The sequence below is a fragment of the Nocardioides sp. SYSU D00065 genome (assembly GCF_017916425.1).
GTDB lineage: Bacteria > Actinomycetota > Actinomycetes > Propionibacteriales > Nocardioidaceae > Nocardioides.
The window spans coordinates 96,623-121,235 of record NZ_JAFMSX010000005.1 but is presented as its reverse complement, the minus strand read 5'-3'; the positions used below and the strand labels follow the sequence as shown (position 1 = coordinate 121,235).

Here is a 24,613-nt window from a genome sequence, read left to right as displayed (position 1 = left end):
TAGGTTGAACAGATGAAGACCATCCTGATCATCGTCGTCGTCGTGCTCATCGTGCTCTTCCTCATGGGTTACCTGCGCCGCGGACGCTGATGCCCGCGACGGCCCTTCATGCCGCGAGGAGCCGGTAGCAGCACGCCCAGGGGCGGCTCATCGCCGGTCCCGGCAGGTAGGACCGCTCGACATCGATCGTCTCCCAGCCCGCGTCCCGCACGATCGCGGGGATGTCGCGGGTGAGGTGGCACCCGCCCGCGAGTGCGCGCTGCGCCGGTTCCAGCCGGCGCTGCCAGCGGCGTACGGACGCATCGGGAGCCAGACCGTGCTCCAACGCGTGGAGGTGGCCGTCGTCGCGCACCACCCGCCGCGCCTCGCGCAACGCCAGCACCGCGTCCGGGATGGTGCACAGGCTGAACGTGACCAGGGCGCAGTCGTGCGAGGCGTCCGCCAGGTCCAGGCGCTGCCCGTCGAGGCCCGCGCGCTCGACCGGCACCGTGGTGAGCGCGCGCCTGCTCGCCGAGAGCCGCCAGCCGACGTCGGACGGCTCGATCGCGGTCACGGAGGTCACCGCGGGCGGGTACCACGGCACGTTGAGGCCGCTGCCGAAGCCGATCTCGAGCACCCGTCCGGTGAGCCCGGCGCACACCGCCTCCCGCAGCTCGACGACCTCGTGCCCGCGCAGGCTCAGGTCCGTCAGTCGAGGCACGACGTGCTCGTCCCACACCCGTAGGCTCACCGTATGAGCGTACGACGCGTGATGGGCACGGAGGTGGAGTACGGCATCTCGGTGCAAGGCCAGCCCTCGGCGAACCCGATGGTGGCCTCCTCGCAGATCGTCAACGCCTACGCCACCTCGACGGTGCGGGCCCGCCGGGCGCGCTGGGACTTCGAGGAGGAGTCGCCCCTGCGCGACGCACGCGGCTTCGACATGTCGCGCCAGCTGGCCGACCCGACGCAGCTGACCGACGAGGACCTGGGCCTGGCCAACGTCATCCTCACCAACGGTGCCCGCCTCTACGTCGACCACGCCCACCCCGAGTACTCCTCGCCGGAGGTGACCACGCCGCTCGACGTCGTGCGGTGGGAGAAGGCGGGGGAGCAGGTGATGCTCGACGCCTCCCGGATGGCCGCGCAGGTGCCGGGCAGCGCACCGATCGTGCTCTACAAGAACAACACCGACAACAAAGGCGCGTCCTACGGCGCCCACGAGAACTACCTGATGCGCCGCTCGACGCCCTTCGCCGAGATCGTGCGCCACCTGACGCCGTTCTTCGTCTCCCGGCAGGTCGTCACCGGCGCCGGCCGGGTGGGGATCGGCCAGGACGGCCGCGACACCACGCCCGAGCGGGGCTTCCAGATCAGCCAGCGCGCGGACTACTTCGAGGTCGAGGTCGGCCTCGAGACGACGCTCAAGCGGCCGATCATCAACACCCGCGACGAGCCGCACGCCGATCCCGCGGTCTACCGTCGCCTCCACGTGATCATCGGCGACGCCAACCTCGCCGAGACCTCGATCTACCTCAAGTCCGGCACGACCTCGCTCGTCCTCGCCATGATCGAGGACGGCTACATCGACCGCGACCTCAGCGTCGAGGGCGCGGTCCGTGCGCTGCGCGACGTGTCCCACGACCCCACGCTGCGCCAGCTCGTCACGCTGCGCGACGGGCGCCGGCTCACCGCCGTACAGCTGCAGCTGGAGTACCTCGAGCTGGCGCGCAAGTACGTCGAGGACCGCTACGGCGCCGACGCCGACGAGCAGACCGTCGACGTGCTGGCCCGGTGGGAGTCGGTGCTCACGCGCCTCGAGCGCGACCCGATGGAGTGTGCCGCCGAGCTGGACTGGGTGGCCAAGCTCAAGCTGCTCAACCAGTACCGCGACCGCGACGGGCTCGCCTGGGACGACGCCAAGCTGCACCTCATCGACCTGCAGTACGCCGACGTGCGCCCCGACAAGGGCCTCTACCACCGCCTCGCCGCCGCCGGTCGGGTCACCCGGCTGCTCGACGACGCCACCATCGAGGCGGCGATGCACGACCCGCCGGTCGACACCCGCGCCTACTTCCGGGGTCGCTGCCTCGACAAGTACGCCGACTCGGTGGCCGCTGCGTCGTGGGACTCGGTCATCTTCGACCTCCCCGGGCGCGAGTCGCTCCAGCGGGTGCCGACCATCGACCCGCTGCGCGGGACCCGCGCGCACGTCGGCGAGCTGATCGACCGCAGCGACTCCGCCCAGGCGTTGGTCGCCGCCATCACCCGCTGACCTGTCGCGGCGCCCGGTCGGCCGCGCCCGGCAGGGTGAACCTCCTTGTCGCGTCAGTGGGAGTGGATAGGGTCGAGCCATGGCACAGGAGCAGAAGCAGCCGCGCAGGTCCTCCGAGACCGAGGAGGTGACCGAGGAGGTCACCGAGACCGACGTCGCCGAGCGCAAGGAGATGATCGACGAGGACGTCGACGCGATCCTCGACGAGATCGACGAGGTCCTCGAGACCAACGCCGAGGACTTCGTGAAGTCGTTCATCCAGAAGGGCGGTCAGTGACCGCATGACCGACTCCCGCCTGCCGGCGTCCTTCATGGCGCCCGGCACCTCGAGCTTCGCCGACTTCCTCGGCACCGAGGCGCCCGACCTGCTGCCCTCGCGTCGCGCCGTGCCCGCAGGCGCTGCCGGCGACCTCGCCCCGCACGGCACCACGATCGTGGCCGCGACGTTCCCCGGAGGGGTGGTGATGGCCGGCGACCGGCGCGCCACGATGGGCAACATCATCGCCCAGCGCGACATCCAGAAGGTCTTCCCCGCCGACGAGTACTCCGTCGTCGGCATCGCCGGCACCGCCGGCCTCGCCGTGGAGATGGTGCGGCTGTTCCAGACCGAGCTCGAGCACTACGAGAAGATCGAGGGCACGACGCTGTCCATGGACGGCAAGGCCAACCGGCTCGCTGCCCTGATCCGGGCCAACCTCGGCCTGGCCATGCAGGGCCTCGCGGTGGTCCCCCTCTTCGCCGGGTTCGACCTCGACGCCGGCCAGGGTCGGATCTTCAGCTACGACGTCACCGGCGGGCGCTACGAGGAGACCGCGTTCCACTCGGTCGGGTCCGGGTCGCTGTTCGCCCGCGGGTCGCTGAAGAAGCTCTACCGCGACGACCTCGACGCCGGTGGTGCCGTGACCGCCGTCGTCCAGGCGCTCTACGACGCCGCCGACGACGACTCGGCCACCGGGGGGCCCGACATCACCCGCCGGATCTTCCCTGTCGTCCACGTCATCACCGCCGACGGCGGCCGACGCATGCCCGACGAGGAGGTCTCCGTCATCGCCGACCGGATGATCGCCGCCCGCATGCAGCGTCCCGACGGTCCCGCCGCCGAGCTGGTCTAGGAGACCCGACACATGAGCATGCCGTTCTACGTCTCGCCCGAGCAGCTGATGAAGGACCGGGCCGACTTCGCGCGCAAAGGCATCGCCCGCGGGCGCTCGGTCGTCGCCGTCCAGTACGCCGACGGGGTCCTGTTCGTCTCCGAGAACCCCTCGCAGGCGCTGCACAAGGTCAGCGAGATCTACGACCGGATCGCCTTCGCGGCGGTCGGGCGCTACAACGAGTTCGAGAACCTGCGCATCGCCGGCGTGCGCCTGGCCGACATGCGCGGCTACGCCTACGACCGGCGCGACGTCACCGGGCGCGGGCTGGCCAACGCGTACGCCCAGACGCTCGGCACGATCTTCTCCTCCGGCGGCGAGAAGCCCTACGAGGTCGAGATCTTCGTCGCCGAGATCGGTGACAGTGCCGCCGACGACCAGCTCTACCGGCTCACCTACGACGGCCAGGTCGCCGACGAGCACGGCTATGCGGTGATGGGCGGCGCGGCCGACGTCGTCGCGGGACACCTGGCCCGGCACTACGTCGAGGGCGCCTCGCTGCCCGACACGCTGCGAGTGGCCGTGGCCGCGCTGGGGCACACCGAGACCGAGGACCGGGTCATCCCGGTCCGCGACCTCGAGGTGGCGGTGCTCGACCGCACCCGGTCGCAGCCCCGCAAGTTCCTGCGGCTGCGCGAGGCGCGGCTGGCTGAGCTCCTCGGCCAGCGCGGTGCGGAGGAGCCCGCAGCGCCCACCGCAGAGGACGCGCTCGCCGGCTCCGGTCCGCGACAGTCGGGCATCGACGACCCCGCCGACCCGACCGACCAGGTCTCCGGCGCGACGCCGCCGCTGGAGGACCCGGTGACCGGGGAGCCCCCGGTCGCGCCGCCGATCGCTCCTCCCTCGCGGCCCGCCGGCCAGACGCCCACCGACCCTGCGGCGCCGGGCGAGGCCACGCCTCCGGCCCCGCAGCCGCCGGCCCCGGAGCCGGGTAAGCCCTAGCCGCTCAGTCCCCGACGCTCGCGCGGGTCGCGGCCCGGCGGCGGTCCACGGCGCTCATCGCCAGCGACACGCCGCCCGCCGCGATGCCCATCCACAGCCGCGGGCGGCGTACGCCGCGGTCCGCCAGTCGGCGCTCCACCCACGTGTCGGCTGCCTCGCCGCCGCGGCTCAGCCCGACAGTGGCGGCACCGGCCAGCACCGCGAGCGCTGCGACCCGCGCGCCGCCGGGGCTGGCCGGCGGCGCGTCGGGGTCCTCCGGATCCGCGAGCGCACCGGCGCGAGTCACGGACCAGCCGGTCGCGACGCCGGTCAGCGCGCCCATCCCGCCGTGCGTCGCCCACCGCGCGGTCCGCGACCAGCGCTGCATCGGGAACCTCGCCGTGACGACGCCGGTGACGAGTGCCGTCGCGATGTCGACGGCCCACGACGGCGCGGTCGGGGCAGCGCCGGTGTGTGCAGCGCCGGGCGAGGAGGCGGGCGGGGGAGTGGGTGCGCTGTGGTCGTCCATGCCCGCACCGTAGGCGAGCCGGTCAAGCCGGCACGCGACGCGGCGCCGTCCACGTGCGGGTCCCCTGACCGTGACCTCCTCGCGACTAGGGTGGGCGTGTGGACCGGCGGATCTTCGGCATCGAGAACGAGTACGGCGTGACGTGCACGTTCAAGGGCCAGCGCCGCCTGAGCCCCGACGAGGTCGCGCGCTACCTGTTCCGCAAGGTGGTCAGCTGGGGCCGGTCGTCCAACGTCTTCCTCCGCAACGGCGCGCGGCTCTACCTCGACGTCGGCAGCCACCCGGAGTACGCCACCCCCGAGTGCGACGACATCGTCGAGCTCGTCACGCACGACAAGGCCGGCGAGCGGATCCTCGAGGGACTCCTGCTCGACGCCGAGAACCGCCTCCACGAGGAGGGGATCGCCGGCGACATCTACCTGTTCAAGAACAACACCGACTCCGCCGGGAACTCCTACGGCTGCCACGAGAACTACCTCGTCGGCCGGGCGGGCGAGTTCAGCCGGCTCGCCGACATCCTCATCCCGTTCCTCGTGACCCGCCAGATCGTGGTCGGCGCGGGCAAGGTGGTGATGACCCCGCGCGGGGCGTCGTACAGCGTGAGTCAGCGCGCCGAGCACATCTGGGAGGGCGTCAGCAGCGCCACGACGCGCAGCCGCCCGATCATCAACACGCGCGACGAGCCGCACGCCGACGCCGAGCGGTTCCGCCGGCTGCACGTGATCGTCGGGGACTCCAACATGAGCGAGACGACCACGATGCTCAAGCTCGCGTCGTGCGACCTGGTGCTGCGGATGATCGAGGAGGGCGTGGTGATGCGCGACCTCACGATGGAGAACCCGATTCGCGCGATCCGCGAGATCAGCCACGACCCCACCGGGCAGCGCAAGGTGCGCCTGGCCAACGGTCGTGAGGCCAGTGCCCTGGACATCCAGTCCGAGTACCTCGCCAAGGCCCGCGACTTCGTCGACCGGCGCCAGATCTCGACGCCGACGATCGAGCGAGCGCTCGACCTGTGGGAGCGCGGCCTCAAGGCGGTCGAGTCCGACGACCTCGGCCTGGTGGACCGTGAGATCGACTGGGTCATCAAGCTCAAGCTCATCGAGCGCTACCGCGCCAAGCACGGTCTCTCGCTCGGCGACGCGAGGATCGCCCAGCTCGACCTCGCCTACCACGACATCCACCGCGGTCGTGGCCTCTACTACCTGCTGGAGAAGCGCGGCGCGGTCGCCCGCGTGGCCAGCGACCTGAAGATCTTCGAGGCCAAGAGCGTGCCGCCGCAGAACACCCGCGCACGGCTGCGCGGCGAGTTCATCCGCAAGGCCCAGGAGCGGCGCCGTGACTTCACCGTCGACTGGGTGCACCTCAAGCTCAACGACCAGGCGCAGCGCACCGTGCTGTGCAAGGACCCGTTCAAGGCGTACGACGAGCGGGTGCAGAGGCTCATCGACGGGATGTGACCGGCCTGTGACCGACTCGTGCCGGTGTCGCGACGCGGCGGGTGGGGGCGGCTGGATAGGGTGACCCGGCAACGCCGACCGACTCGAACAAGGTGAACCTGTGTCCCGTGTACGTTCCGCCGCCCTCAGCGGTGTCCTCGCCCTCAGCCTGCTCGGCCTGGCCGCCTGCGGCTCCGGCTCCAGCGAGTCCGACGAGGCCGGCGGCAAGCCGCTGAACTCGGTCACGATCGAGGGCAAGCAGGGCAAGGAGCCCAAGGTGACCTTCGACGGCCGCCTCGACGGCTCCCAGGAGGAGATCGAGGTCCTCGTCGAGGGCGACGGCGAGACCGTCGCCGACGGCGACACCGTCTCCGCCAACTGGTGGATCGGCAACGGGTTCACCGAAGAGGAGGCTCAGAGCACCTACGAGTCGGGCCCGCAGTCCCTCGAGGTCGCCGACGACATCCTCCCGTTCCTGCGCGAGGCCCTGATCGGCCACCAGGTCGGTGACCGCGTGGTGATGCTGACCTCGGCGGAGGAGGCGTACGGCGAGGCCGGCAACCCCAGCATCGGGATCGGCAACAAGGACGCGGTTCTCGCGATCGTCGACATCCTCGACCGCTCGGAGACCGTGCCGCCGCTCGACGGCCCGCAGGGCGAGAAGAAGAAGCCCGCCGGGTGGGCCCCCAGCCTCATCGAGGAGGACGGCGTCATCACCGGGCTCGACTTCACCGACGCCCACGAGCCCAGTGGCGAGCTCATCGCCACGACCCTCGTCAAGGGCGACGGCGCCAAGGTGAAGTCCGGCCAGACCCTCACCGTCGACTACCTCGGGCAGGTCTACAACGCCGAGGAGCCGTTCGACGAGTCCTACAGCAAGGAGCCGGCCGAGTTCCCGATCGGTGTCGGCCAGGTCATCGCCGGCTGGGACGAGCGGCTGGTCGGGCGCACCGTGGGCTCGCGGGTGATCCTCGAGATCCCGCCGGCCAAGGGCTACGGCAAGAAGGGCAACGAGCAGGCCGGCATCAAGGGCACCGACACCTTGTTCTTCGTCGTCGACATCCTCGCCGCGTCCTAGGCGACAGCACTCACGAGCGGCACGACGGGTAGGGGAGCGGCGGTGGCACAGCCTCGGGCGGAGCGCCTGATGAACCTGCACATCCTGCTGCTCGGCGCCAAGCGGTTCATCGGCAAGGACGCGATCCGCGCGGCCTGCTACGCCGACCACCCGCGCGGGCCGGCGGGCGACGAGGCGTTCGAGCGTGCCTTCGAGCGCGACAAGGACGCCCTGCGACAGATCGGCGCCGTCATCGAGGTCGGCAGCGCCGACGCCTTCTTCGACGACGAGATCGGCTACCGCATCCCCACCGAGCAGACCTCGCTGCCCGAGATCCGGTTCGAGTCCGACGAGGCGGCCGTGCTCGGGCTCGCCGCACAGGTCTGGCAGCAGGCCACCCTCGCCAAGGCGACGGGGCGCGCCCTGGCCAAGCTCAAGGGCCAGGGCGTCGAGATCGACCCCACGCGCCTCCAGGTGGTCGCACCGGCCATCAGTGCTGACGAGCCGGCGTTCGAGCCGCTGTGGGACGCCGTCGGCAAGCGCCGCCAGGTCAGCTTTCCCTACCAGCGCCCCAGCGAGGCCCAGCCGACCACGCGCCGGCTGCAGCCGTGGGGCCTGGTGCGGTCCTCGGGACGCTGGTACGTCGTCGGCTTCGACGTCGACCGCGGCGCCGAGCGCGTCTTCCGGCTCTCCCGCATCGTCGGGCCCGTGCGCGCGAGCGGCAAGTCCGGCGCGTACGACGTCCCGGCTGGCACCGACGTGCGCGCGGTCGCCCGCCGGCTCTCGCCGTCGGCGCCGTCGGTGCGTGCCGAGGTGCGCGTGCGGCAGGGCACGGGCCTGGGGCTGCGCCGGCGCGCGGAGTCGGTGACACCGGTGCCCGACCGGCCCGGCTGGGACGCCGTCGTCGTCGAGGGTCCGGTCCACGAGCTCTCCGACGAGGTGCTCACCTACGGCGCCGACGTCGTGGTCGAGCGGCCGCAGTCCCTGCGTGACGACGTGGTCTCCCGCCTCCGTGCCGTCGCCGGTCTCGAGGAGGTCGGCCGATGAGCACGCACGCCGGCGACACCGCCCCGGACCAGGTGGCGCGACTGCTGGCCCTTGTCCCGTACCTGCTCGCTCGCGGTGAGGTGCGCCTCGACGAGGCCGCCGCACACTTCGGCACCGACGCCGACACGATCGAGCGCGACCTGCGGCTGCTGTTCATGACCGGCCTCTCGCCGGGCCTCCCCGGCGACCTGATCGAGGTCGACCTCGAGGCGCTCGAGGGCGAGCGCGTCATCCGCGTCGACAACGCCGACTACCTCGCCCGGCCCGTGCGGTTCTCCCCGGCGGAGGCCACCTCGCTCGTGGTCGCGCTGCGCACCATGGTCGAGACAGCGCCCGCGGAGGCTCGCGACGTCATCCAGCGCACGCTGGCCAAGCTCGAGGAGGCCGCCGGCCAGGACGGCGAGGGCCTGCTGCGGCTGCACGTCGCGCCCACGCCGCTGGAGGGCAGCGCCATCGTGCCGGTGCTGGAGTCGGCGATCGCGCACGGACACCAGGTGCAGATGACCTACTACGTCCCGTCACGTGACGAGGAGTCGCAACGGCTCGTCGACCCCCGTGGCCTGGCCCGGGTGGAGGACCTGCTCTACCTCGACGCGTGGTGCCACACCGCGCAGGGCGACCGGGCGTTCCGCGTGGACCGCATCGTGGCCGCCACCGAGCTGGACAGCCCCGTGGCCGATCCCGGCGCCCGGGCGCGCGACCTCACCAAGGGCTGGTTCAGCGACGCCGAGACGACCACGGTCACCCTGCGGCTCGCCCCGCCGGCACGCTGGGTGATGGAGTACTACGAGATCAGCGCCCAGCGGCCCGGACCCGACGACACCGTCGAGGTCGACCTGCAGGTCGCCAGCGAGGAGTGGGTGCGCTCGCTCCTCCTGCGGCTCGCCCCGCATGCCACCATCGTGGCGCCGGCCTCCTTCGCGGAGTCGTTCACAGCCGCGGCACGGGCGGCGCTCAGCCTCTACGAGGTCGACCGCGTAGACTCGGGCACGAACCCGCAGGACCCCTCGCACACAACCTCAGCGCCCCTCGGAAGTGACGGAGTTACCTCATGACCAACCCCTTGATCGGCATGCCGCAGGGTCTGGAGTGGCTGGTGATCCTCGCGATCGTCGTGCTCGTCTTCGGTGCCGCCAAGCTTCCCGACCTGGCCCGGAGCTCCGGCCAGGCCCTCCGCATCTTCAAGACCGAGACCAAGGGTCTGCGCGACGAGGACGACGGCACCAAGACGCCGGAGCAGCGCGAGATCGAGGCTCGCAACGACGCAGCCCAGGACGTCTCCCGGGACCCCTCGGGCGAGGTGCTGCGCCAGCGGCGCGACGACACCACCGCCTGACCCGCAGTCGCGACGCGCGTGAGGATCGCCGGACTCGTCGGCCTGTTCAGCGGCCGGCCCCGCCACGAGGTCGGCCCGGACGGCCGGATGGCGCTCTCGGACCACTTCCGCGAGTTCCGCGCGCGCCTGCTGCGCTGCCTGATGGTCTTCCTGCTGGCCTTCGCGCTGGCCATCGTCTTCCGCCACGCCCTCTACGACGCGGTCTACGGCCCCTACTCCGACGCCCAGGCCAAGCTGCCCGAGGGCAAGACGGTCGCCACCACGAGCGGCGCCGGGGCGGGTCTCCTCCTCTGGCTGACGTTGGGCGGCTTCGCCGCCGCCGTCGTCACCGCGCCCTACTGGCTCTACCAGATCTGGGCCTTCGTGCTCCCCGGGCTCTACGCCCAGGAGCGCAAGATGAGCCGGATCTTCGCGGCGATCGCCGGACCGCTGTTCATCGCGGGCGTCGCCCTCGGCTACCTGACGCTGCCCATGGCGCTCGAGGTGCTGATCGGCTTCAACCCCGAGGGCGTCACCAACCTCACCGACTTCAACGACTACCTCCAGTTCTTCACCCGCACGCTCCTGGTGTTCGGCCTAGCCTTCAACATCCCGGTGTTCGTGGTCCTGCTCAACCTGGCCGGAGTGGTCAAGGGGTCCTCCCTCAAGGCGTACCGGCCGTGGATCATCATCGGCACCTTCGTCTTCGCCGCGGTCGCCACGCCGTCGGCCGACCCGTTCTCGATGGTCCTGATGGCCGGACCGATGGTGCTGCTGTTCTTCGTCTCGGAGGCGATCGCCCGGCTCAACGACCGCCGCCGGGCCCGGACCTCACCCAACCGGGGCCTCTCGCCGGACGAGCTCTCGCCCCTCTGACAGGCTGGGTCCATGCAGGCCCCGATCACCGACATCGATCCGTTCGACCTGCCGGAGTGGCTCGGCACCGCTGACGTGGTGTGGTGCGCCGACGGCGGCCTGCGGTCCGGGCACCTGGCCCGCGGGCGACTGAGCGCGGACGGCGAGAGCGACCTGGTGTGCGACCTGCTCGCCGTCGACGAGGCCTACCCGGCCCCCGTCGTCGACGACGCCAGCCGCTCGCGGGTGCACCAGGCGTGGCGCCACGGGCAGGTCGTCATCGGCGAGGTCGACGGACGCATGGTGCTCGCTGTGCCCGGCACGCGCCTGGACCCCGACCTCGTGCTCGACGCCCTGGGACGGCTGGCCCGGGCGGTCGGCGCCCACGCTTGGAGCTACGCCGCCCTCCTGCGCCTCAGCGAGTCACGAGCCGGGGGATAGGGTCGCGCCATGCACCACCCGGCTGCGTCCGACCTCCGCGCGCGGGGACGCGAGATCGCGCTGCTGACCAATCCCACAGCAGGCCGCGGCAGGGGCGCGCGGCACCGCGACGCGGCTCTCACCCGGCTGCGCGAGAGCGGATTCGTCGTGCGCAACATCGCGGGGCGCGACGCGGACGAGGCTGCCGACCTGGCCCGGGCCTGCGTCGCCGACAGCGTCGAGGCGCTGGTGGTGTGCGGCGGCGACGGCTTGGTGCACCTCGGGGTGCAGGCGGTGGCCGGCAGCGGGGTACCGCTCGGCCTGATCCCCGCCGGCACCGGCAACGACGTCGCCCGCTACCTCGACCTGCCGCGCCGGGACCCGGTCGCGGCGGCGGACCGGGTGATCGCGTCGCGCCGCCGCCGGATCGACCTGGCGCGCAGCGGCGACCGGTACTTCGTCAGCGTGCTGGCGGCCGGCTTCGACGCCGTCGTCAACGAACGCGCCAACACGATGACCTGGCCGAGGGGGCCCTTGCGCTACAGCCTCGCGACGCTGGCCGAGCTGCGCACCTTCCGCCCGATCTCCTACGTGCTGCAGCTCGACGACGAGACCGTCGAGCACGAGGCGATGCTCGTGGCGGTCGGCAACGGGCCGTCGTTCGGGGGCGGCCTGCGGATCGCCGAGGGCGCGCTGCTCGACGACGGGCTGCTCGACGTCGTCGTGATCACCCGGATGACCAAGCGCAAGCTGGTCCGCTCCTACCCGCGCCTCTACACCGGCCGCATCGACGGTGTGGGGGAGTACGTCCACCGGCGGGTGCGGTCGGTGACCGTCGCCGCCCCCGGCATCGTGTCGTACGCAGACGGCGAGCGCTTCGGCGCGCTCCCGCTCACAGTCGAGTGCGCGCCCGGCGCGCTGGAGGTGTTCGCATGAGTGACGAAAGTCCCGCGGAGCTCGGCCCGGCCGCCCGCTACGCGGCGTTCCAGCGCGAGAAGCCCTACCCGATGCTCAAGGACTTCGCCGGCCTCTACGGCTTCGAGCTCGACGACTTCCAGGTCCGCGCCTGCCAGGAGATCGAGAACGGCCGCGGCGTCCTGGTCGCCGCGCCCACCGGCTCGGGCAAGACCATCGTCGGCGAGTTCGCCATCCACCTGGCCCTGCAGACCGGGCGCAAGGCGTTCTACACCACGCCGATCAAGGCGCTGTCGAACCAGAAGTACCACGACCTGGTCAAGCGCTACGGCGCCGACAACGTCGGGCTTCTCACCGGCGACAACGTCGTCAACAGCGAGGCCCCCGTGGTCGTGATGACCACCGAAGTGCTCCGCAACATGCTCTACGCCGGCTCTCGCACGCTGCTGGGGCTGGGCTACGTCGTGATGGACGAGGTGCACTACCTCGCCGACCGGATGCGTGGCGCGGTGTGGGAGGAGGTGATCATCCACCTGCCCGAGTCGGTGACGCTGGTGTCGCTGTCCGCGACCGTGTCGAACGCCGAGGAGTTCGGCGAGTGGCTGGCCACCGTGCGCGGCGAGACGACGACCATCGTGGAGGAGAAGCGGCCCGTGCCGCTGTTCCAGCACGTGATGGTCGGTCGCCGGCTGCTCGACCTCTTCGCCTCCTCCGACGTCGACGCCAGCGCCGGGTTCGTCAAGGAGGGCGCCCCGGTCAACGACGAGCTGACCCGCATCGCCCGCGACGACTGGGCCAGCTCGCGTCTGATGCGCGACCGGCGCTCGCCGCGCAAGGGCGGCGCGGGGTCCTCGAAGTCGCGCCCCGTCGGCAATGGGCGTCGCGTGTGGATCCCGAGCCGGGTCGACGTGGTCGAGCGGCTGGACCGCGAGGGCCTCCTGCCCGCGATCGTCTTCATCTTCAGCCGCGCCGGGTGCGACGCCGCGGTCACCCAGCTGCTCCAGGCCAACACGCGCCTGACCACCGCGGCGGAGCGCGACGAGATCTTCGCGCGTGTGGAGGAAGCCGCCCGCGCGCTCCCCGAGGAGGACCTCCACGTCCTGGGCTACCACGAGTTCCTCGACGGCCTCACCCGCGGCATCGCCGCGCACCACGCCGGCCTGCTCCCGGCGTTCAAGCAGGTGGTGGAGGAGCTGTTCCAGGAGGGGCTGGTCAAGGTCGTCTTCGCGACCGAGACCCTCGCGCTCGGCATCAACATGCCGGCGCGGACCGTCGTGATCGAGAAGCTCTCGAAGTGGAACGGCGAGACGCACGCGAACCTCACGCCGGGGGAGTACACCCAGCTCACCGGTCGGGCCGGCCGGCGCGGGCTCGACATCGAGGGCCACGGCGTGGTGCTCTACCAGCCCGGGATGAACCCGGGTGAGGTCGCCGGCCTGGCCTCCACCCGCACCTACCCGCTGCGCTCGTCCTTCCGGCCGTCCTACAACATGGCGGTCAACCTCGTGCACCAGTTCGGCCGCGCGCGCTCGCGCGAGCTGCTGGAGCAGTCCTTCGCCCAGTTCCAGGCCGACAAGGCCGTCGTCGGGCTCGCCCGGCAGGTGCACAAGGCGGAAGAGGCGCTGGCGGGCTACCAGGAGGCGGCGACGTGTCACCTCGGCGACTTCATGGAGTACGCCGGCCTGCGGCGCCGCATCTCCGACCTCGAGAAGGGCGCCGCTCGCGAGCGCCGCCAGGACTCGCGTGCGGAGGCGATGGCCTCCCTCGGCCGGCTGCGTCCCGGTGACGTGATCCGCGTGCCCGCGGGCAAGTTCAGCGGCCTGGCCGTCGTGATCGATCCCGGTCACTCCGGCGACGAGCCGCGGCCCTACGTCCTCACCGCCGACCGGCAGGCGCGCCGGCTCGCGCCGATGGACTTCCCCGTCCCCGTGGAGTCGATCGCGCGGCTGCGGATCCCGAAGTCGTTCAACGGCCGCAACCCGGCCATGCGACGCGACCTCGCCACGGCGCTGCGGGCCAAGGCCCAGGGCCTCGACGGCCCGGAGCCGCGGCGTACCAAGCAGCGCGAGTCCTTCAGCGACACCCCGACCGACCGGGAGATCGGGCGCCTGCGCGCCGAGCTCAAGTCCCATCCGTGCCACCAGTGCCCCGAGCGCGAGGACCACGCCCGGTGGGCGGAGCGCTGGTTCAAGCTCGAGCGCGACACCGAGACGCTCAAGCGGCGGGTGGAGAACCGCACCAACACCGTGGCTCGCACCTTCGACCGGGTCTGCGACGTGCTCACCGCGCTGGACTACCTCGAGGGTGACACGGTCACCGAGCAGGGTGCGCACCTGCGCCGCATCTACACCGACATGGACCTCGTCGCCGCCGAGGCGATCCGCGAGGGGCTCCTCGACGAGCTGGCGCCGTCAGAGCTGGCGGCGGTGCTCTCGGCCCTGGTGTTCGAGGCGCGGCGCGCCGACGACGCCTCCTCCCCGAAGATGCCGGGTGGCCAGGTGCGACCGGTGCTGGGGGAGCTGGTGCGCATCTGGGGCCGGCTCGACGCGCTGGAGCGCGAGCACAAGCTCGACTTCCTGCGCGAGCCCGACGTGGGCTTCGCGTGGGCGGCCTGGCGCTGGGCGGAGGGCGACGACCTCGACGACGTGCTGATGGCGACCGGTCTCTCGGCCGGCGACTTCGTGCGCTGGATGAAGCAGCTGCTGGACCTGTGCGGCCAGGTGGCCGATGCGGCCGGCGACGGCCCGCTGCGCAGCACCGCACGCGCCGCGGCCAAGTCGCTCAAGCGAGGTGTGATCGCCTACTCGGTGCTCGCCGAGTAGCGTGCCCACTGATGTGCCGCCACTGGCAACCAGACGCGGCGAGCGCGCGTCTCCACCCGCGTGAAGACACCACATCCAGGGGGCACCATGCGTCGGATCATCGTCAGTGTCACGGCTGCGGCGATGCTGCCGCTCCTGGTCGGCACCGGCGGCGCGCCCGCCACCGGTGCGTCCGTCCTCGCCGTGAAGAAGGTGGTGCGGGCCTACGGCGGCGCGCCGGTGCTGCTCGAGGCGCGCCAGGGAGTCGACGTCGCGTTCCGCGCCCGCCGCGGCGACCGGGTGCTGCTCGAGGTGCGCAGCCGCACGTCCGCCATCGCGCCGTGCTTCGGCACGCAGACGCTCGCCGACGGGAGGGGTCGCCGGACCGCGCGGATCGACGGCTCCGGCTCGGCGAGCATCATGCGGGTGCGCACGACCGGTCGCGTCGTCCTGCGGTTCCGGGGCGTGTGCTCCACCAACCGCGGCCAGACGCCCCACGACGTACGCGTGCAGCTGACCAAGGTCCGGCTGCGTGAGGTGGAGCGCGACGGGCGTACGTCGGTCCGCGGAGCCCGTCGCGGGTTCCTCGACGTCGCCTACGTCCGGGTCGGCAGCGACGGGCGCGACACGCTGACGCTCCGCAGCAGGGACGGCTCCGCCCAGCAGCCGTCCCGGGGCGCCACCGTCCTGGGCGACCGGATCGATGCCAGCTCCGGTGGCGGGTCGATCTCGGTCGAGGCCGGTCAGCGGTACGCGCTTGACCACTCGATCCCGCGACCCCGCCGCGGGCCGCGGCTGGCCCCGGGCACTCGGGTCGGACTGGTCGTCGAGGAGTCGGGCTACGCGGAGTCGCTGCGAGCGCGCGAGCACCGGGTCGAGCTGGACGACCCTGCCATCACGCTGCCGGCCGAGCCGGGCCGCGAGCACGTGCTCTCCTACGCCGCCACGGCGGAGGACCGTCCCTACGTCATCCCGGTGGGCACTCCGGTGGGCCAGGGGTCGGACCTGGACGACCCGTGGTGGTCGCCCTGGCAGACCTACTCCGGTTTCGCGGACCCCGACGACCCGGCCCGTCGCCGCACCGTCTTCGCCAGCGACCCCGACGGCGGTGGTCCTGAGGACCTGCGGGTCCGCGTGCGGCGTACGGTGCGGGTGCCGGACCTCGTCGTGGGCGGGGAGCCCGTCACCTTCGCCTCGACGGATCCCGGCACCCGGTTCGTCACGACCATCCCGGCTCACGCGGTCGGCCCCGTCCGCCTGAGCGCGAGCGACGTCTCGACGACAGGGCGGTGGCAGACGTGGTCGCCACCGGTCGTCTGCTCGCGCGACTGCTCGTACCCGGGGCTGTCGGTGGGCTCCGACGATCTCGTCGCCGACGGGTACCTCTTCCGCGCCGAGCCGCACGAGCTGCAGTTCACCTTCGAGCCCGGTGCCACGGGCAGCGTCACCCTGACCCTCACTGACGTCCCGTAGGGGCGCCGGCCGTCGGACGCATGTGGTTGGCTCTCGCCATGGCCACCGGCGACCGCCTCCTGCTGCTCGACACCGCTTCGCTGTACTTCCGCGCGTTCTTCGGTGTGCCCGACTCGATCAAGGCCCCCGACGGCACCCCGGTCAACGCCGTGCGGGGGCTGATGGACTTCATCAGCCGGCTGGTCGGGGAGTACGACCCGACTCACCTCGCCTGCTGCTGGGACGACGACTGGCGCCCCCAGTGGCGCGTCGACCTCATCCCCTCCTACAAGGCGCACCGCGTCGTGCGCGAGGTCCCCGGTCCGCGGCCGGACGTCGAGGAGGTGCCCGATCCGCTGGAGGCGCAGGTCCCGATCATCCTCTCGGTGCTCGAGGCCTTCGGGATCCCCGTCGTCGGCCACGCCGAGATGGAGGCCGACGACGTGATCGGCACCCTGGCCACCGGCGCCGGGATGCCGGTCGACATCGTCACCGGCGACCGCGACCTGTTCCAGCTCGTCGACGACGAGGCCGGGGTGCGCGTCCTCTACGTCGCCCGCGGCGTCAGCAAGCACGAGCGCGTCGACAACGCCTGGGTCCGCGCCAAGTACGGCGTCGACGCCCACCAGTACGCCGACCTCGCCACCCTGCGCGGCGACACCTCCGACGGCCTGCCGGGGGTCGCGGGCGTGGGGGACAAGACCGCGGCCACCCTCCTCTCGCGCTTCGGCTCGGTCGCCGCGATCGTCGAGGCGGCGGGCGACCCCGACTCCGACATGGGCCCCGGTCCGCGAGGCAAGATCAAGGCCGCCGCCGACTACCTCGCCGTCGCGCCGCGCGTGGTCGCCGTACGACGCGACCTCGACCTCGGCTCGCCCGACCTGACTCGCCCGCGCACGCCCGCGGACCACGAGGCCGTCCTGGCGCTGGACGAACGCTGGGGCCTCGGCTCGTCTGCCGTGCGCCTCGTCGAGGCACTGTCCGGTTCGCACTAGTCTGACGCCGTGAGCTCCTCCGAGGTCGAGTCCAAGGACCGGCAGATCCTCGCCCTGCTGGCCGCCGACGGCCGGATGTCGTTCACCGACCTCGGCAAGGCGACGGAGCTCTCGACGTCCGCGGTGCATCAGCGGGTCAAGCGGCTCGAGCAGCGCGGCCTGATCAAGGGCTACGGCGCCACCATCGACCACGACCAGCTCGGCCGGCCGCTGACGGCGTTCATCTCGATCACTCCGATCGACCCGTCGCAGCCCGACGACTACCCCGACCGGCTCGCCGGCATCCGGGAGATCGAGTCGTGCTGGTCCGTGGCCGGCGAGGAGTCCTACATCCTGAAGATCCGCGTCGCCACGCCTCGCGACCTCGAGGACCTGCTCGCCCGCGTCCGCGGCGCCGCCGGGGTCTCCACGCGGACCACCATCGTGCTGTCGACGCCCTACGAGAACCGCCCCGTCGACTGACCGCCGTTGGCCGGGGGTGCTGCGGCCGCTCGTGAGGAATCCCCGGCCGGCCGGGGATTCCTCACGTTGTCGGCCCATGCAAGGGCCGACAACCTCAGGAAGAACCGGACAACCCTCAGGCGGCAGGCGTACGGAACAGGCTGCGGATCCGGGACGCCACCTGCTCGGGCCGGTAGAGGTCCGCCCACGTCAACCGGATGCAGCGCCAGCCGGTGAGCTCGCAGATCAGCGACTCGCGCTGCTTCTCGCGGATCACGCAGTCCGAGACCGTCTCGCCCTCGCGCCGGTGCCTCTCGTACTTCACCTTGCCGTCGAACTCGAGGAACACGCCGAGTGCCGGCCAGGCGAGGTCGACCCGCGCGACTTCCACGCCGGCCGCATCTCGGACGCAGTAGTTCGGGACGGGCGCGGGAAGGTGCTGGCTCCAGCAGAGGAACCGAGCACGCGTCTCGCCGACCGACTCCGAGCGGCCATCGGCGAGCCTGAGGACGAGATCGGTCGCCAGTGTCCTCGGCCAGAAGACCATGGACTCGTATCGCGACCAGAGCTCGGCCATCGTGGTGTGTCCGTGGTGGAGCAGGTGGTCGATCTCCACCAGAGCGTGCTCGACGTCGAGCACAGTGGTGAGCTCCAGCGCAGTCCGCGTGGCGCTCATGACCGCGACGTTCTCGCGCAGCACCACGTCGCCCTCGACGACGACCCCTCGGTGCTGGACGATGCCGGCTTCGGCTCGCCCAGCGCGCTCGTCGAGCCGCGTGAGGTGCACCCTCGTCAGGTCGCAGTCCCACAGCGGCGACTGGTACGCGTTCGCCGCGCTGAGATGGCTCAGCACGACCTTCGCTCGAGCCTGGCGTACGGCGGCCCGGCACAGGACGCCGTACCGCTCGTTCGTGCTCATCTGCGCCCATGCAGCGCCGAACACGTACGCCCCTCGGCGCACGCGGACCCACTGGCCGTCACGGACCAGTGCAGCGATCGCCGTGTCGTGGTAGCCGACGGCGATCGCGTCCTTGCGCGTGAAGACGCCATGCTGTGCGATGAGGGCGCGAAGCTGAGCATCCATGCGGAGCATCCTCGGCACGGCACGACGTCATGTGCTCCTGCCGCCCTCCGAGTTTGTGGATGAGGGACGCCGAGCCAACCCTGTGGAAGCTTGGCGACCCACACCGCAGATCCGTTCGCCGGCGACTTCCGCGGGTTGTCAGGCCGTTGCGCAGGTTGTCAGGCCTTGCAAGGGCCGACAACGTGAGGGATCCCCGGCCGGCCGGGGATCCCTCAGCAAGACTCCCACGTTGACCGGGGATTCCTCATCAAGCGCCAGCGCGAAGCGCGCGGGGGGGCGAGGCTCACCAGGCCTGGAGGGCGGCGGTACGCCGCGAGGCCTCGGCCATCTCGGCGGCCTTGAGCGAGGCCTCGTCGAGGCGCCCGTGCTCCTCCCACCACCGCTGGCCGGACTCGGGCAGCGTGTGGATCGGGTCGTAGTACTCGTAGTGGCGCGAGAGGGCCTCGGCGTCGTCGGCCTCGATCGAGGTGCGGTAGTTCTTGGTCCAGTAGGAGATGCCGTGCTCGACGTCGTAGTCGGCGAGCTGGTGGACCCAACGCTTGCCGACGAACGGCACGTCGCACACGATGCGCGGCGTCGCGAAGCCCGGCAGGTAGCCCATGATGTGGTGCTGCAGGCGCTGCGCGTCGGCGACCGAGACCCGCCAGTGCTCCGAGAACGGGATCATGTCGCACATGTAGAAGTAGTAGGGCATGATTTGCGCGCCGTCGAGCAGGTTGAAGCACAGGTCGAGCAGGGCGTGCGGGTCGGCGTTCACGCCGTTGAGCAGCACGCCCTGGTTGCGTACGTCTCGCAGGCCGGCGTCGAGCATCGCCCGCGCCGCGTCGGCGACGAGCGGCGTGACGGAGTTCGCGTGGTTGGCGTGGGTGTGCATCGCGAGCGAGACCCCACGCGAGCGGGCGAGTGCCGCCACCCGGGCCACGCCGTCGACGACGTCGGGCTGCAGCCAGTGCTGGGGCAGCCCGATGAGCGCCTTCGTGGCGAGGCGGATGTCACGGATGTTCTCGACCTCGAGCACCGACGTCAGGAACGCCTCGAGGCGCGGCCACGGCATGTTGGCCACGTCGCCGCCCGAGACGACGACGTCGCGCACCGACGGCGTTCGACGCAGGTAGTCGAGCATGTCGCCGAGCCGGTCGTTGGGCTTCGCCGCGAACTTCAGCTTGTCGATGACCGGCGTCGAGTTGCCGACGAGGTCCATGCGGGTGCAGTGGCCGCAGTACTGCGGGCAGGTGGGGAGCAGCTCGGCGAGCACCTTGGTGGGGTAGCGGTGGGTGAGCCCCTCGGTGGCCCACATGTCGTGCTCGTGCAGCGAGTCGCGCGCCGCGTGGGGGTGCGAGGGCCAGTCGGTGCGCCGGTCGCTGAACACCGGCACCATGTAGTGGCGGATCGGGTCGGCGTAGAACGCCTCGGTCATCGACCCGGCGCCGGCCGGCTCGAAGGTCGGCACCATGGTGTTCATCATCTGCGGCGGCACCAGCATGGACATGGTCGCCCGCTCGGCCTGGTCGCGCTCGAGGTCGGCGTAGAACCGCTCGTCGAGGAGGTCGCCCATGAGCTCGCGCAGCTGCTTGACGTTCTTGATGCAGTGGGCACGCTGCCACTGGACCGAGGCCCAGTCCTCGGCGGTGACGTCCGACCACCCGGGGAAGCGCGTCCAGTCGGGCTCGACGAGCTCGACCCGGCGGTAGGGGTAGGGCTGTCCAGTGGCGAGCCCGATGGCGGTCTCGACAATCATGAGGTCTCCTCGCAGTGGCCCCGGTGCTCGGGGTCGGCCGACACGGCGCGCCGGTTGTGTGGGCGGCGCCACATCTGCGAGAGTACGTGGAGAACATGCGGCGCGTCCAATGCCACGCCGCAAGATTTACGGTTCGACGGCATGAGACTAGAAGGATGCCCTGCATGATGCTCTCCTCGGACACCACGGCGGAGCTCCGCGCCGGCGACCCGACCGGCCTGCACCGCGTGCTCGACGAGCGCCGGGTGCTGCCGCAGGCCGCGGACCGGCTGGACACCCGCAAGGACCTGTGGCCCGACGAGGTCCGCGTGCGGGTGGAGCGCCTCAACCTCGACGCGGCGTCGTTCCGCCAGCTCGAGCGCAAGCACAGCCGCGACGGCGAGCCCGACGGCGACGCCGTGCGCGCCGAGGTGCTCGACATCGTCGCCTCGCGCGGCAAGATGCAGAACCCCGAGACCGGGTCGGGCGGCATGCTCGTCGGCACCGTCGAGGAGGTCGGCCCCGACTCGCCCCTGGGCCTCGCGGTGGGCGACCGCGTCGCGACGCTGGTCAGCCTCACCTTGACTCCTCTCGTCATCGAGGACGGCCTCGCCGCCTGGGACGGGCGCAGCGAGCAGGTCCCGTGCGACGGCTACGCGGTGCTGTTCGGCCGCTCGATCGCCGCGGTGATCCCCGAGGACCTCGACCCGGCGCTGTCGCTGAGCGTGATGGACGTCTGCGGCGCCCCGGCGCTGACCGCCCGGATCGTGGGGGAGTACGTCGCCCGCGGCGCCGCGCCGTCGGTCGTCGTCATCGGCGGTGCCGGCAAGTCCGGCTCCCTCAGCCTCGCCGCCGCCCGCGCGGCGGGTGCCTCGCGGACCATCGGCGTCGTCCCGCACCGGGGCGAGCACGACCTGCTGGCCGGCACCGGCCTCGCCGATGCCGTGGCGATCGCCGACGCCCGCGACCCCATCGCGCTGCGCGACGCCGTGACGGCCGCCGGAGGACCGGCCGACGTGACCGTGGTGTGCGTCGACGTCCCCGGCTGCGAGGGCGGCGCGATCCTCGCCACGGCCGGGGGCGGCACGGTGATCTTCTTCTCCATGGCCACCAGCTTCAGCGCGGCGGCGCTCGGCGCGGAGGGGCTGGCGGCCGACGTGCGGATGCTCGTCGGCAACGGCTACGTCCCCGGCCACGCGGCGTACGCGATGGAGCTGCTGCGCGCCGACGCCGGCGTGCGCGGGCTCTTCGAGCGGAGGCTGTGATGGCCGCAACCGGCGGGACCACCAGCCAGCTCGGGATCGACCGCGCCGACGTACGGCGCGCGCGCACGCTCGCGCGCGAGGTCGGCAAGCCGATCGTCGACCTGGCCCAGCGCCACACGACCGTCTCGGTCGAGCGCGCCACCCTCCGCCTGGCCGGCCTCGGCGGAGCGGACCCGGACGGCACGCCGTGGGTCAACCGGCTCGCCGACGTCGTACGCGCCGACACCGGGCTCGAGCACGGCGTGAGCCTGCCGGTGTGGGACGCCCTCCTGCGCGGCGAGGCGGAGGACCTGCTGACGCTGGCCCAGAAGGCCGCGGCCGGGTCGGTCACGTTCCGACTCCCCGAAGGGCGGGACGCGACCCGGGCGAGGACCGCTGCCCGCAGGGCGGTCGCCGCAGGTGTGCGCACCATCGACCGGCAGCGCACCGCTCGCGAGAGGATGATCGCGAAGGTCGGCGACGCTCCCAGCAAGCCGTGGATCTACCTCATCGTCGCCACCGGCGACATCCACGAGGACATCCCGCAGGCGCAGGCCGCGGCCCGGGAAGGCGCCGACGTCATCGCCGTGATCCGCTCGACCGGCCAGTCGCTCCTCGACTTCGTCCCCGAGGGCGCCACCCGCGAGGGGTTCGCGGGCACCTACGCCACCCAGGAGAACTTCCGGCTCATGCGGGCCGCCCTCGACGAGACGTCGCGGGAGCTGGGTCGCTACGTCCGCCTCACCAACTACGCCTCCGGGTTGTGCATGCCCGAGATCGCGACGCTGGCCGGGCTCGAGCGGCTCGACATGATGCTCAACGACTCGATGTACGGGATCCTGTTCCGCGACATCAACCCGATCCGCACCTTCGTGGACCAGCGCTTCAGCCGCCAGATCCACGCCCGCGCCGGCATCATCATCAACACCGGCGAGGACAACTACCTCACCACGGCCGACGCGATCGAGGCAGCGCACACGGTCACCACGAGCCAGCTGCTCAACGAGTACTTCGCCAAGGAGGCCGGGCTCGAGGACTGGCAGCTCGGGCTGGGGCACGCCTTCGAGATCGACCCCGACGTGCCCGACTCGTTCCGGCTCGAGCTGGCCCACGCGATGCTCGCGCGCGAGCTGTTCCCCGACGCCCCGCTCAAGTGGATGCCTCCGACCCGTCACATGACCGGTGACATCTTCAAGGGCTACCTCCTCGACGGGTTCTTCAACCTGGTCGGCGCCCTGACCGGGCAGGGCATCCTGCTCGTCGGGATGATGACCGAGGCGGTGGTGACGCCGTGGATCTCCGACCGCGACCTCGCGCTGCAGAACGTCCGCTACGTCATGAACGCCGCCGGCAGGCTGCACGAGGACTTCCGCCCCGCGCCGGACGGCTTCATCGCCGGTCGCGCTCGCGAGGTGCTCGGCGAGGCGATCGGCCTGCTGGAGGAGATCAAGGCCGATCGCAGCGTGCCCGGCGAGCCGCCGCTGCTCTCCGCCATCGCCGACGGCACCTTCGGGCTGATGAAGCGCCCGGCCGACAAGGGCAAGGGGCTCGACGGCGTGGCGCCGAAGGCGCCCGACTACTACAACCCGGCGACCGAGATCCTGGAGGGGCGCGCATGAGCCTGATCCGCCCCTACGGCGACACCACCGGCGACGGGATGGTGCAGCTGTCCTTCACCCTGCCCATCCAGCACTCCAAGGTCGCCGAGGGCGCCGCGGTGCAGCTCGCCAACAAGATGGGCATGGACCCCGCCCTGGTCGTGCACGCCAAGCCGATGGGGGAGGGGTTCACCTTCTTCGTCGTCTACGGGCGCGTCAACCACCTCGTCGACCCCAGCACGGTCGAGGTCGTCGAGCGCGACTACCCGCTGCTGACGCCCAAGGAGGCCAACGCGGCGATCAAGCGGTCGCTGCGACGCCGGCTGGTCGTGGTGGGCGGCTGCATCGGCACCGACGCCCACACGGTCGGCATCGACGCGATCCTCAACATCAAGGGGTTCGCGGGGGAGAAGGGCCTGGAGTACTACCGCGAGCTCAAGGTGGTCAACCTCGGCGCCCAGGTCTCCGTGCCCCAGCTCGTCGAGGCGGCGCGCGAGGAGAAGGCCGACGCCGTGCTGGTCTCCCAGGTCGTCACCCAGCGCGACGCCCACCTGCTCAACACCCGGGAGATGTCGGCGGCCTTCCGCGAGGCCTACCCGGCCGCGAAGCGACCGCTGCTCGTCGTCGGGGGACCCCGCTTCGACGAGACCATGGCCGACGAGCTGGGTGTCGACCGCGTCTTCAGCCGCGGCACGACTCCCGGCGAGGTCGCCTCGTTCATCGTCCACCGGCTCACCCAGCCGCGTCCCACGAGCCAGGAGGCCTCATGACCGCGTCCCGCGAGGGCACCGCCGTCACCCACCGGCGCTACGTCCCCTACTCCCACGCCCACTACGCGGGCAACCTGGTGGACGGCGCCTACAGCCTGGGGCTGTTCGGCGACGTCGCCACCGAGATGTGCATCCTGCTCGACGGTGACGAGGGGCTGTTCGCGTCCTACTCCGACGTCCAGTTCCGGGCACCGGTGCGCGCCGGTGACGTCCTGGAGGTCACCGCGACGCTGGTCCGGGAGGGCACGCGCAGCCGGGTGATGGACTTCGTCGTGCGCGTGGTGGCGCGCGGAGCCGCGACCTCGCAGGCGCCCGGCGCGGCGACGGTCCTCGACCCGCCGCTGGTGGCCACGACCGCGACCGGCACCGTCGTCGTACCGCCCGCCCAGGCCTGAGCCGGTCGCCTCGGCGTGTCTCGGCGCGACACGCCGTGACGGCGTGAATTGCGTCGGTGGAGTTCTCGCTCGAGGACGCCTCGTTGACCTGCGAGAACGTGCGTCTGCGCAGGTCAGCGGCGTGTTGACAGCACCCGCCGGGGGAGGGAGGGTTCCGAGGTCCGCCTGTGCAGCCCGCGGGTGGCGCCTTCGGCACCGGGATGTCGAACGGGG

24 protein-coding genes are annotated in these 24,613 nt (G+C 71.8%); 20 read left to right on the top strand and 4 right to left on the bottom strand.

Annotated features, from left to right (window positions below; genetic code table 11):
* Positions 1–106: 106 nt before the first annotated feature.
* Positions 107–730 (bottom strand): class I SAM-dependent methyltransferase, encoded by a 624-nt coding sequence (locus tag J3P41_RS17675; RefSeq protein WP_210651949.1) that lies wholly within the window; start codon positions 728–730, stop codon positions 107–109.
* A gap of 3 nt (positions 731–733) precedes the next feature.
* Here J3P41_RS17675 and dop point away from each other — a divergent pair, with 3 nt between their 5' ends.
* The 4 genes from dop to prcA all read left to right on the top strand — a co-directional run bounded on the left by dop (position 734) and on the right by prcA (position 4,347).
* A complete protein-coding gene (dop, locus tag J3P41_RS17670) occupies positions 734–2,254 on the top strand; it encodes a depupylase/deamidase Dop (RefSeq protein WP_210651947.1) in 1,521 nt (506 codons plus the stop codon).
* Between the two features lie 79 nt (positions 2,255–2,333).
* On the top strand, positions 2,334–2,531 hold the full coding sequence (locus J3P41_RS17665) for a ubiquitin-like protein Pup (RefSeq protein WP_210651945.1): 198 nt from the start codon (positions 2,334–2,336) through the stop codon (positions 2,529–2,531).
* 4 nt (positions 2,532–2,535) lie between these two features.
* Positions 2,536–3,366 (top strand): proteasome subunit beta, encoded by an 831-nt coding sequence (gene prcB, locus J3P41_RS17660; RefSeq protein WP_210651943.1) that lies wholly within the window; start codon positions 2,536–2,538, stop codon positions 3,364–3,366.
* Positions 3,367–3,378: 12 nt separating this feature from the next.
* Positions 3,379–4,347, top strand: coding sequence for a proteasome subunit alpha (gene prcA, locus J3P41_RS17655; RefSeq protein ID WP_210651942.1), 969 nt, complete (start codon positions 3,379–3,381; stop codon positions 4,345–4,347).
* Between the two features lie 4 nt (positions 4,348–4,351).
* Here the strand turns inward: prcA and J3P41_RS17650 are convergent, their stop codons facing one another.
* Positions 4,352–4,855 (bottom strand): hypothetical protein, encoded by a 504-nt coding sequence (locus tag J3P41_RS17650; protein ID WP_210651941.1) that lies wholly within the window; start codon positions 4,853–4,855, stop codon positions 4,352–4,354.
* A 98-nt stretch (positions 4,856–4,953) separates the two neighbouring features.
* Between J3P41_RS17650 and pafA the strand changes: the two genes are divergently transcribed.
* From pafA to J3P41_RS17590, 12 genes are all read left to right on the top strand, one after another.
* Positions 4,954–6,315: a Pup--protein ligase gene (gene pafA, locus J3P41_RS17645; RefSeq protein ID WP_210651940.1), complete on the top strand. Its 1,362-nt coding sequence runs from the start codon at positions 4,954–4,956 to the stop codon at positions 6,313–6,315.
* A 100-nt stretch (positions 6,316–6,415) separates the two neighbouring features.
* The gene (locus J3P41_RS19385) at positions 6,416–7,372 is read left to right on the top strand and encodes an FKBP-type peptidyl-prolyl cis-trans isomerase (RefSeq protein WP_307862058.1); all 957 of its coding nucleotides are present in this window, start codon (positions 6,416–6,418) and stop codon (positions 7,370–7,372) included.
* A gap of 69 nt (positions 7,373–7,441) precedes the next feature.
* On the top strand, positions 7,442–8,398 hold the full coding sequence (locus J3P41_RS17635; RefSeq protein ID WP_246862422.1) for a YafY family protein: 957 nt from the start codon (positions 7,442–7,444) through the stop codon (positions 8,396–8,398).
* Positions 8,395–9,453 carry a YafY family protein gene (locus J3P41_RS17630; protein WP_210651938.1) on the top strand — a complete coding sequence of 353 codons (1,059 nt, stop codon included), beginning with the start codon at positions 8,395–8,397 and terminating at the stop codon, positions 9,451–9,453. The genes J3P41_RS17635 and J3P41_RS17630 overlap by 4 nt, the downstream gene beginning before the upstream one ends.
* Entirely contained in the window at positions 9,450–9,734 is a 285-nt protein-coding gene (tatA, locus tag J3P41_RS19080; RefSeq protein ID WP_210651937.1) for a twin-arginine translocase TatA/TatE family subunit, read from the top strand. Before J3P41_RS17630 ends, tatA begins: the two co-directional genes overlap by 4 nt.
* 18 nt (positions 9,735–9,752) lie before the next feature.
* Positions 9,753–10,589, top strand: a complete 837-nt coding sequence (gene tatC / locus J3P41_RS17620; protein WP_210651936.1) for a twin-arginine translocase subunit TatC — start codon at positions 9,753–9,755, stop codon at positions 10,587–10,589.
* A 12-nt stretch (positions 10,590–10,601) separates the two neighbouring features.
* Positions 10,602–11,009, top strand: coding sequence for a hypothetical protein (locus J3P41_RS17615; protein WP_210651935.1), 408 nt, complete (start codon positions 10,602–10,604; stop codon positions 11,007–11,009).
* A gap of 9 nt (positions 11,010–11,018) precedes the next feature.
* A complete protein-coding gene (locus J3P41_RS17610) occupies positions 11,019–11,924 on the top strand; it encodes a diacylglycerol kinase family protein (RefSeq protein WP_210651932.1) in 906 nt (301 codons plus the stop codon).
* Entirely contained in the window at positions 11,921–14,725 is a 2,805-nt protein-coding gene (locus J3P41_RS17605) for an RNA helicase (RefSeq protein WP_210651930.1), read from the top strand. Before J3P41_RS17610 ends, J3P41_RS17605 begins: the two co-directional genes overlap by 4 nt.
* A gap of 87 nt (positions 14,726–14,812) precedes the next feature.
* Complete coding sequence (locus J3P41_RS17600; protein ID WP_210651927.1) at positions 14,813–16,177, top strand: hypothetical protein; 1,365 nt, start codon at positions 14,813–14,815, stop codon at positions 16,175–16,177.
* A gap of 38 nt (positions 16,178–16,215) precedes the next feature.
* Positions 16,216–17,151, top strand: a complete 936-nt coding sequence (locus tag J3P41_RS17595) for a 5'-3' exonuclease (RefSeq protein WP_246862421.1) — start codon at positions 16,216–16,218, stop codon at positions 17,149–17,151.
* Positions 17,152–17,160: 9 nt separating this feature from the next.
* Entirely contained in the window at positions 17,161–17,613 is a 453-nt protein-coding gene (locus J3P41_RS17590) for an Lrp/AsnC family transcriptional regulator (protein WP_307862057.1), read from the top strand.
* Between the two features lie 115 nt (positions 17,614–17,728).
* On the opposite strand, the gene J3P41_RS17585 is transcribed toward J3P41_RS17590, so the two are convergent.
* Positions 17,729–18,676, bottom strand: coding sequence for a type IV toxin-antitoxin system AbiEi family antitoxin domain-containing protein (locus J3P41_RS17585; RefSeq protein WP_210651924.1), 948 nt, complete (start codon positions 18,674–18,676; stop codon positions 17,729–17,731).
* Positions 18,677–18,959: 283 nt separating this feature from the next.
* On the bottom strand, positions 18,960–20,414 hold the full coding sequence (locus J3P41_RS17580) for a KamA family radical SAM protein (RefSeq protein WP_210651922.1): 1,455 nt from the start codon (positions 20,412–20,414) through the stop codon (positions 18,960–18,962).
* Positions 20,415–20,578: 164 nt separating this feature from the next.
* Between J3P41_RS17580 and J3P41_RS17575 the strand changes: the two genes are divergently transcribed.
* From J3P41_RS17575 to J3P41_RS17560, 4 genes are read left to right on the top strand one after another with little or no spacing between them, the layout of a single operon-like run.
* On the top strand, positions 20,579–21,658 hold the full coding sequence (locus J3P41_RS17575) for an L-erythro-3,5-diaminohexanoate dehydrogenase (RefSeq protein WP_246862420.1): 1,080 nt from the start codon (positions 20,579–20,581) through the stop codon (positions 21,656–21,658).
* Entirely contained in the window at positions 21,658–23,256 is a 1,599-nt protein-coding gene (locus J3P41_RS17570; protein WP_210651920.1) for a lysine 5,6-aminomutase subunit alpha, read from the top strand. The genes J3P41_RS17575 and J3P41_RS17570 overlap by 1 nt, the downstream gene beginning before the upstream one ends.
* On the top strand, positions 23,253–24,005 hold the full coding sequence (locus tag J3P41_RS17565) for an OAM dimerization domain-containing protein (RefSeq protein ID WP_210651918.1): 753 nt from the start codon (positions 23,253–23,255) through the stop codon (positions 24,003–24,005). The genes J3P41_RS17570 and J3P41_RS17565 overlap by 4 nt, the downstream gene beginning before the upstream one ends.
* Positions 24,002–24,400: a hotdog domain-containing protein gene (locus J3P41_RS17560; protein ID WP_210651915.1), complete on the top strand. Its 399-nt coding sequence runs from the start codon at positions 24,002–24,004 to the stop codon at positions 24,398–24,400. The genes J3P41_RS17565 and J3P41_RS17560 overlap by 4 nt, the downstream gene beginning before the upstream one ends.
* Positions 24,401–24,613: the final 213 nt, after the last annotated feature.

Excerpts from the sequence above, each read along its gene's own strand:
- J3P41_RS17585 (WP_210651924.1), bottom strand. The coding sequence starts at position 18,676 with ATGGATGCTCAGCTTCGCGCCCTCATCGCACAGCATGGCGTCTTCACG.
- J3P41_RS17610 (WP_210651932.1), top strand. The coding sequence starts at position 11,019 with ATGCACCACCCGGCTGCGTCCGACCTCCGCGCGCGGGGACGCGAGATC.
- tatA (WP_210651937.1), top strand. The coding sequence starts at position 9,450 with ATGACCAACCCCTTGATCGGCATGCCGCAGGGTCTGGAGTGGCTGGTG.
- J3P41_RS17630 (WP_210651938.1), top strand. The coding sequence starts at position 8,395 with ATGAGCACGCACGCCGGCGACACCGCCCCGGACCAGGTGGCGCGACTG.
- J3P41_RS17600 (WP_210651927.1), top strand. The coding sequence starts at position 14,813 with ATGCGTCGGATCATCGTCAGTGTCACGGCTGCGGCGATGCTGCCGCTC.
- J3P41_RS17580 (WP_210651922.1), bottom strand. The coding sequence starts at position 20,414 with ATGATTGTCGAGACCGCCATCGGGCTCGCCACTGGACAGCCCTACCCC.
- J3P41_RS17575 (WP_246862420.1), top strand. The coding sequence starts at position 20,579 with ATGATGCTCTCCTCGGACACCACGGCGGAGCTCCGCGCCGGCGACCCG.
- J3P41_RS17565 (WP_210651918.1), top strand. The coding sequence starts at position 23,253 with ATGAGCCTGATCCGCCCCTACGGCGACACCACCGGCGACGGGATGGTG.
- J3P41_RS17615 (WP_210651935.1), top strand. The coding sequence starts at position 10,602 with ATGCAGGCCCCGATCACCGACATCGATCCGTTCGACCTGCCGGAGTGG.
- dop (WP_210651947.1), top strand. The coding sequence starts at position 734 with ATGAGCGTACGACGCGTGATGGGCACGGAGGTGGAGTACGGCATCTCG.
- J3P41_RS17635 (WP_246862422.1), top strand. The coding sequence starts at position 7,442 with ATGAACCTGCACATCCTGCTGCTCGGCGCCAAGCGGTTCATCGGCAAG.
- J3P41_RS17650 (WP_210651941.1), bottom strand. The coding sequence starts at position 4,855 with ATGGACGACCACAGCGCACCCACTCCCCCGCCCGCCTCCTCGCCCGGC.
- J3P41_RS17665 (WP_210651945.1), top strand. The coding sequence starts at position 2,334 with ATGGCACAGGAGCAGAAGCAGCCGCGCAGGTCCTCCGAGACCGAGGAG.
- J3P41_RS17595 (WP_246862421.1), top strand. The coding sequence starts at position 16,216 with ATGGCCACCGGCGACCGCCTCCTGCTGCTCGACACCGCTTCGCTGTAC.
- J3P41_RS17605 (WP_210651930.1), top strand. The coding sequence starts at position 11,921 with ATGAGTGACGAAAGTCCCGCGGAGCTCGGCCCGGCCGCCCGCTACGCG.
- prcA (WP_210651942.1), top strand. The coding sequence starts at position 3,379 with ATGAGCATGCCGTTCTACGTCTCGCCCGAGCAGCTGATGAAGGACCGG.
- prcB (WP_210651943.1), top strand. The coding sequence starts at position 2,536 with ATGACCGACTCCCGCCTGCCGGCGTCCTTCATGGCGCCCGGCACCTCG.
- J3P41_RS17570 (WP_210651920.1), top strand. The coding sequence starts at position 21,658 with ATGGCCGCAACCGGCGGGACCACCAGCCAGCTCGGGATCGACCGCGCC.
- J3P41_RS17560 (WP_210651915.1), top strand. The coding sequence starts at position 24,002 with ATGACCGCGTCCCGCGAGGGCACCGCCGTCACCCACCGGCGCTACGTC.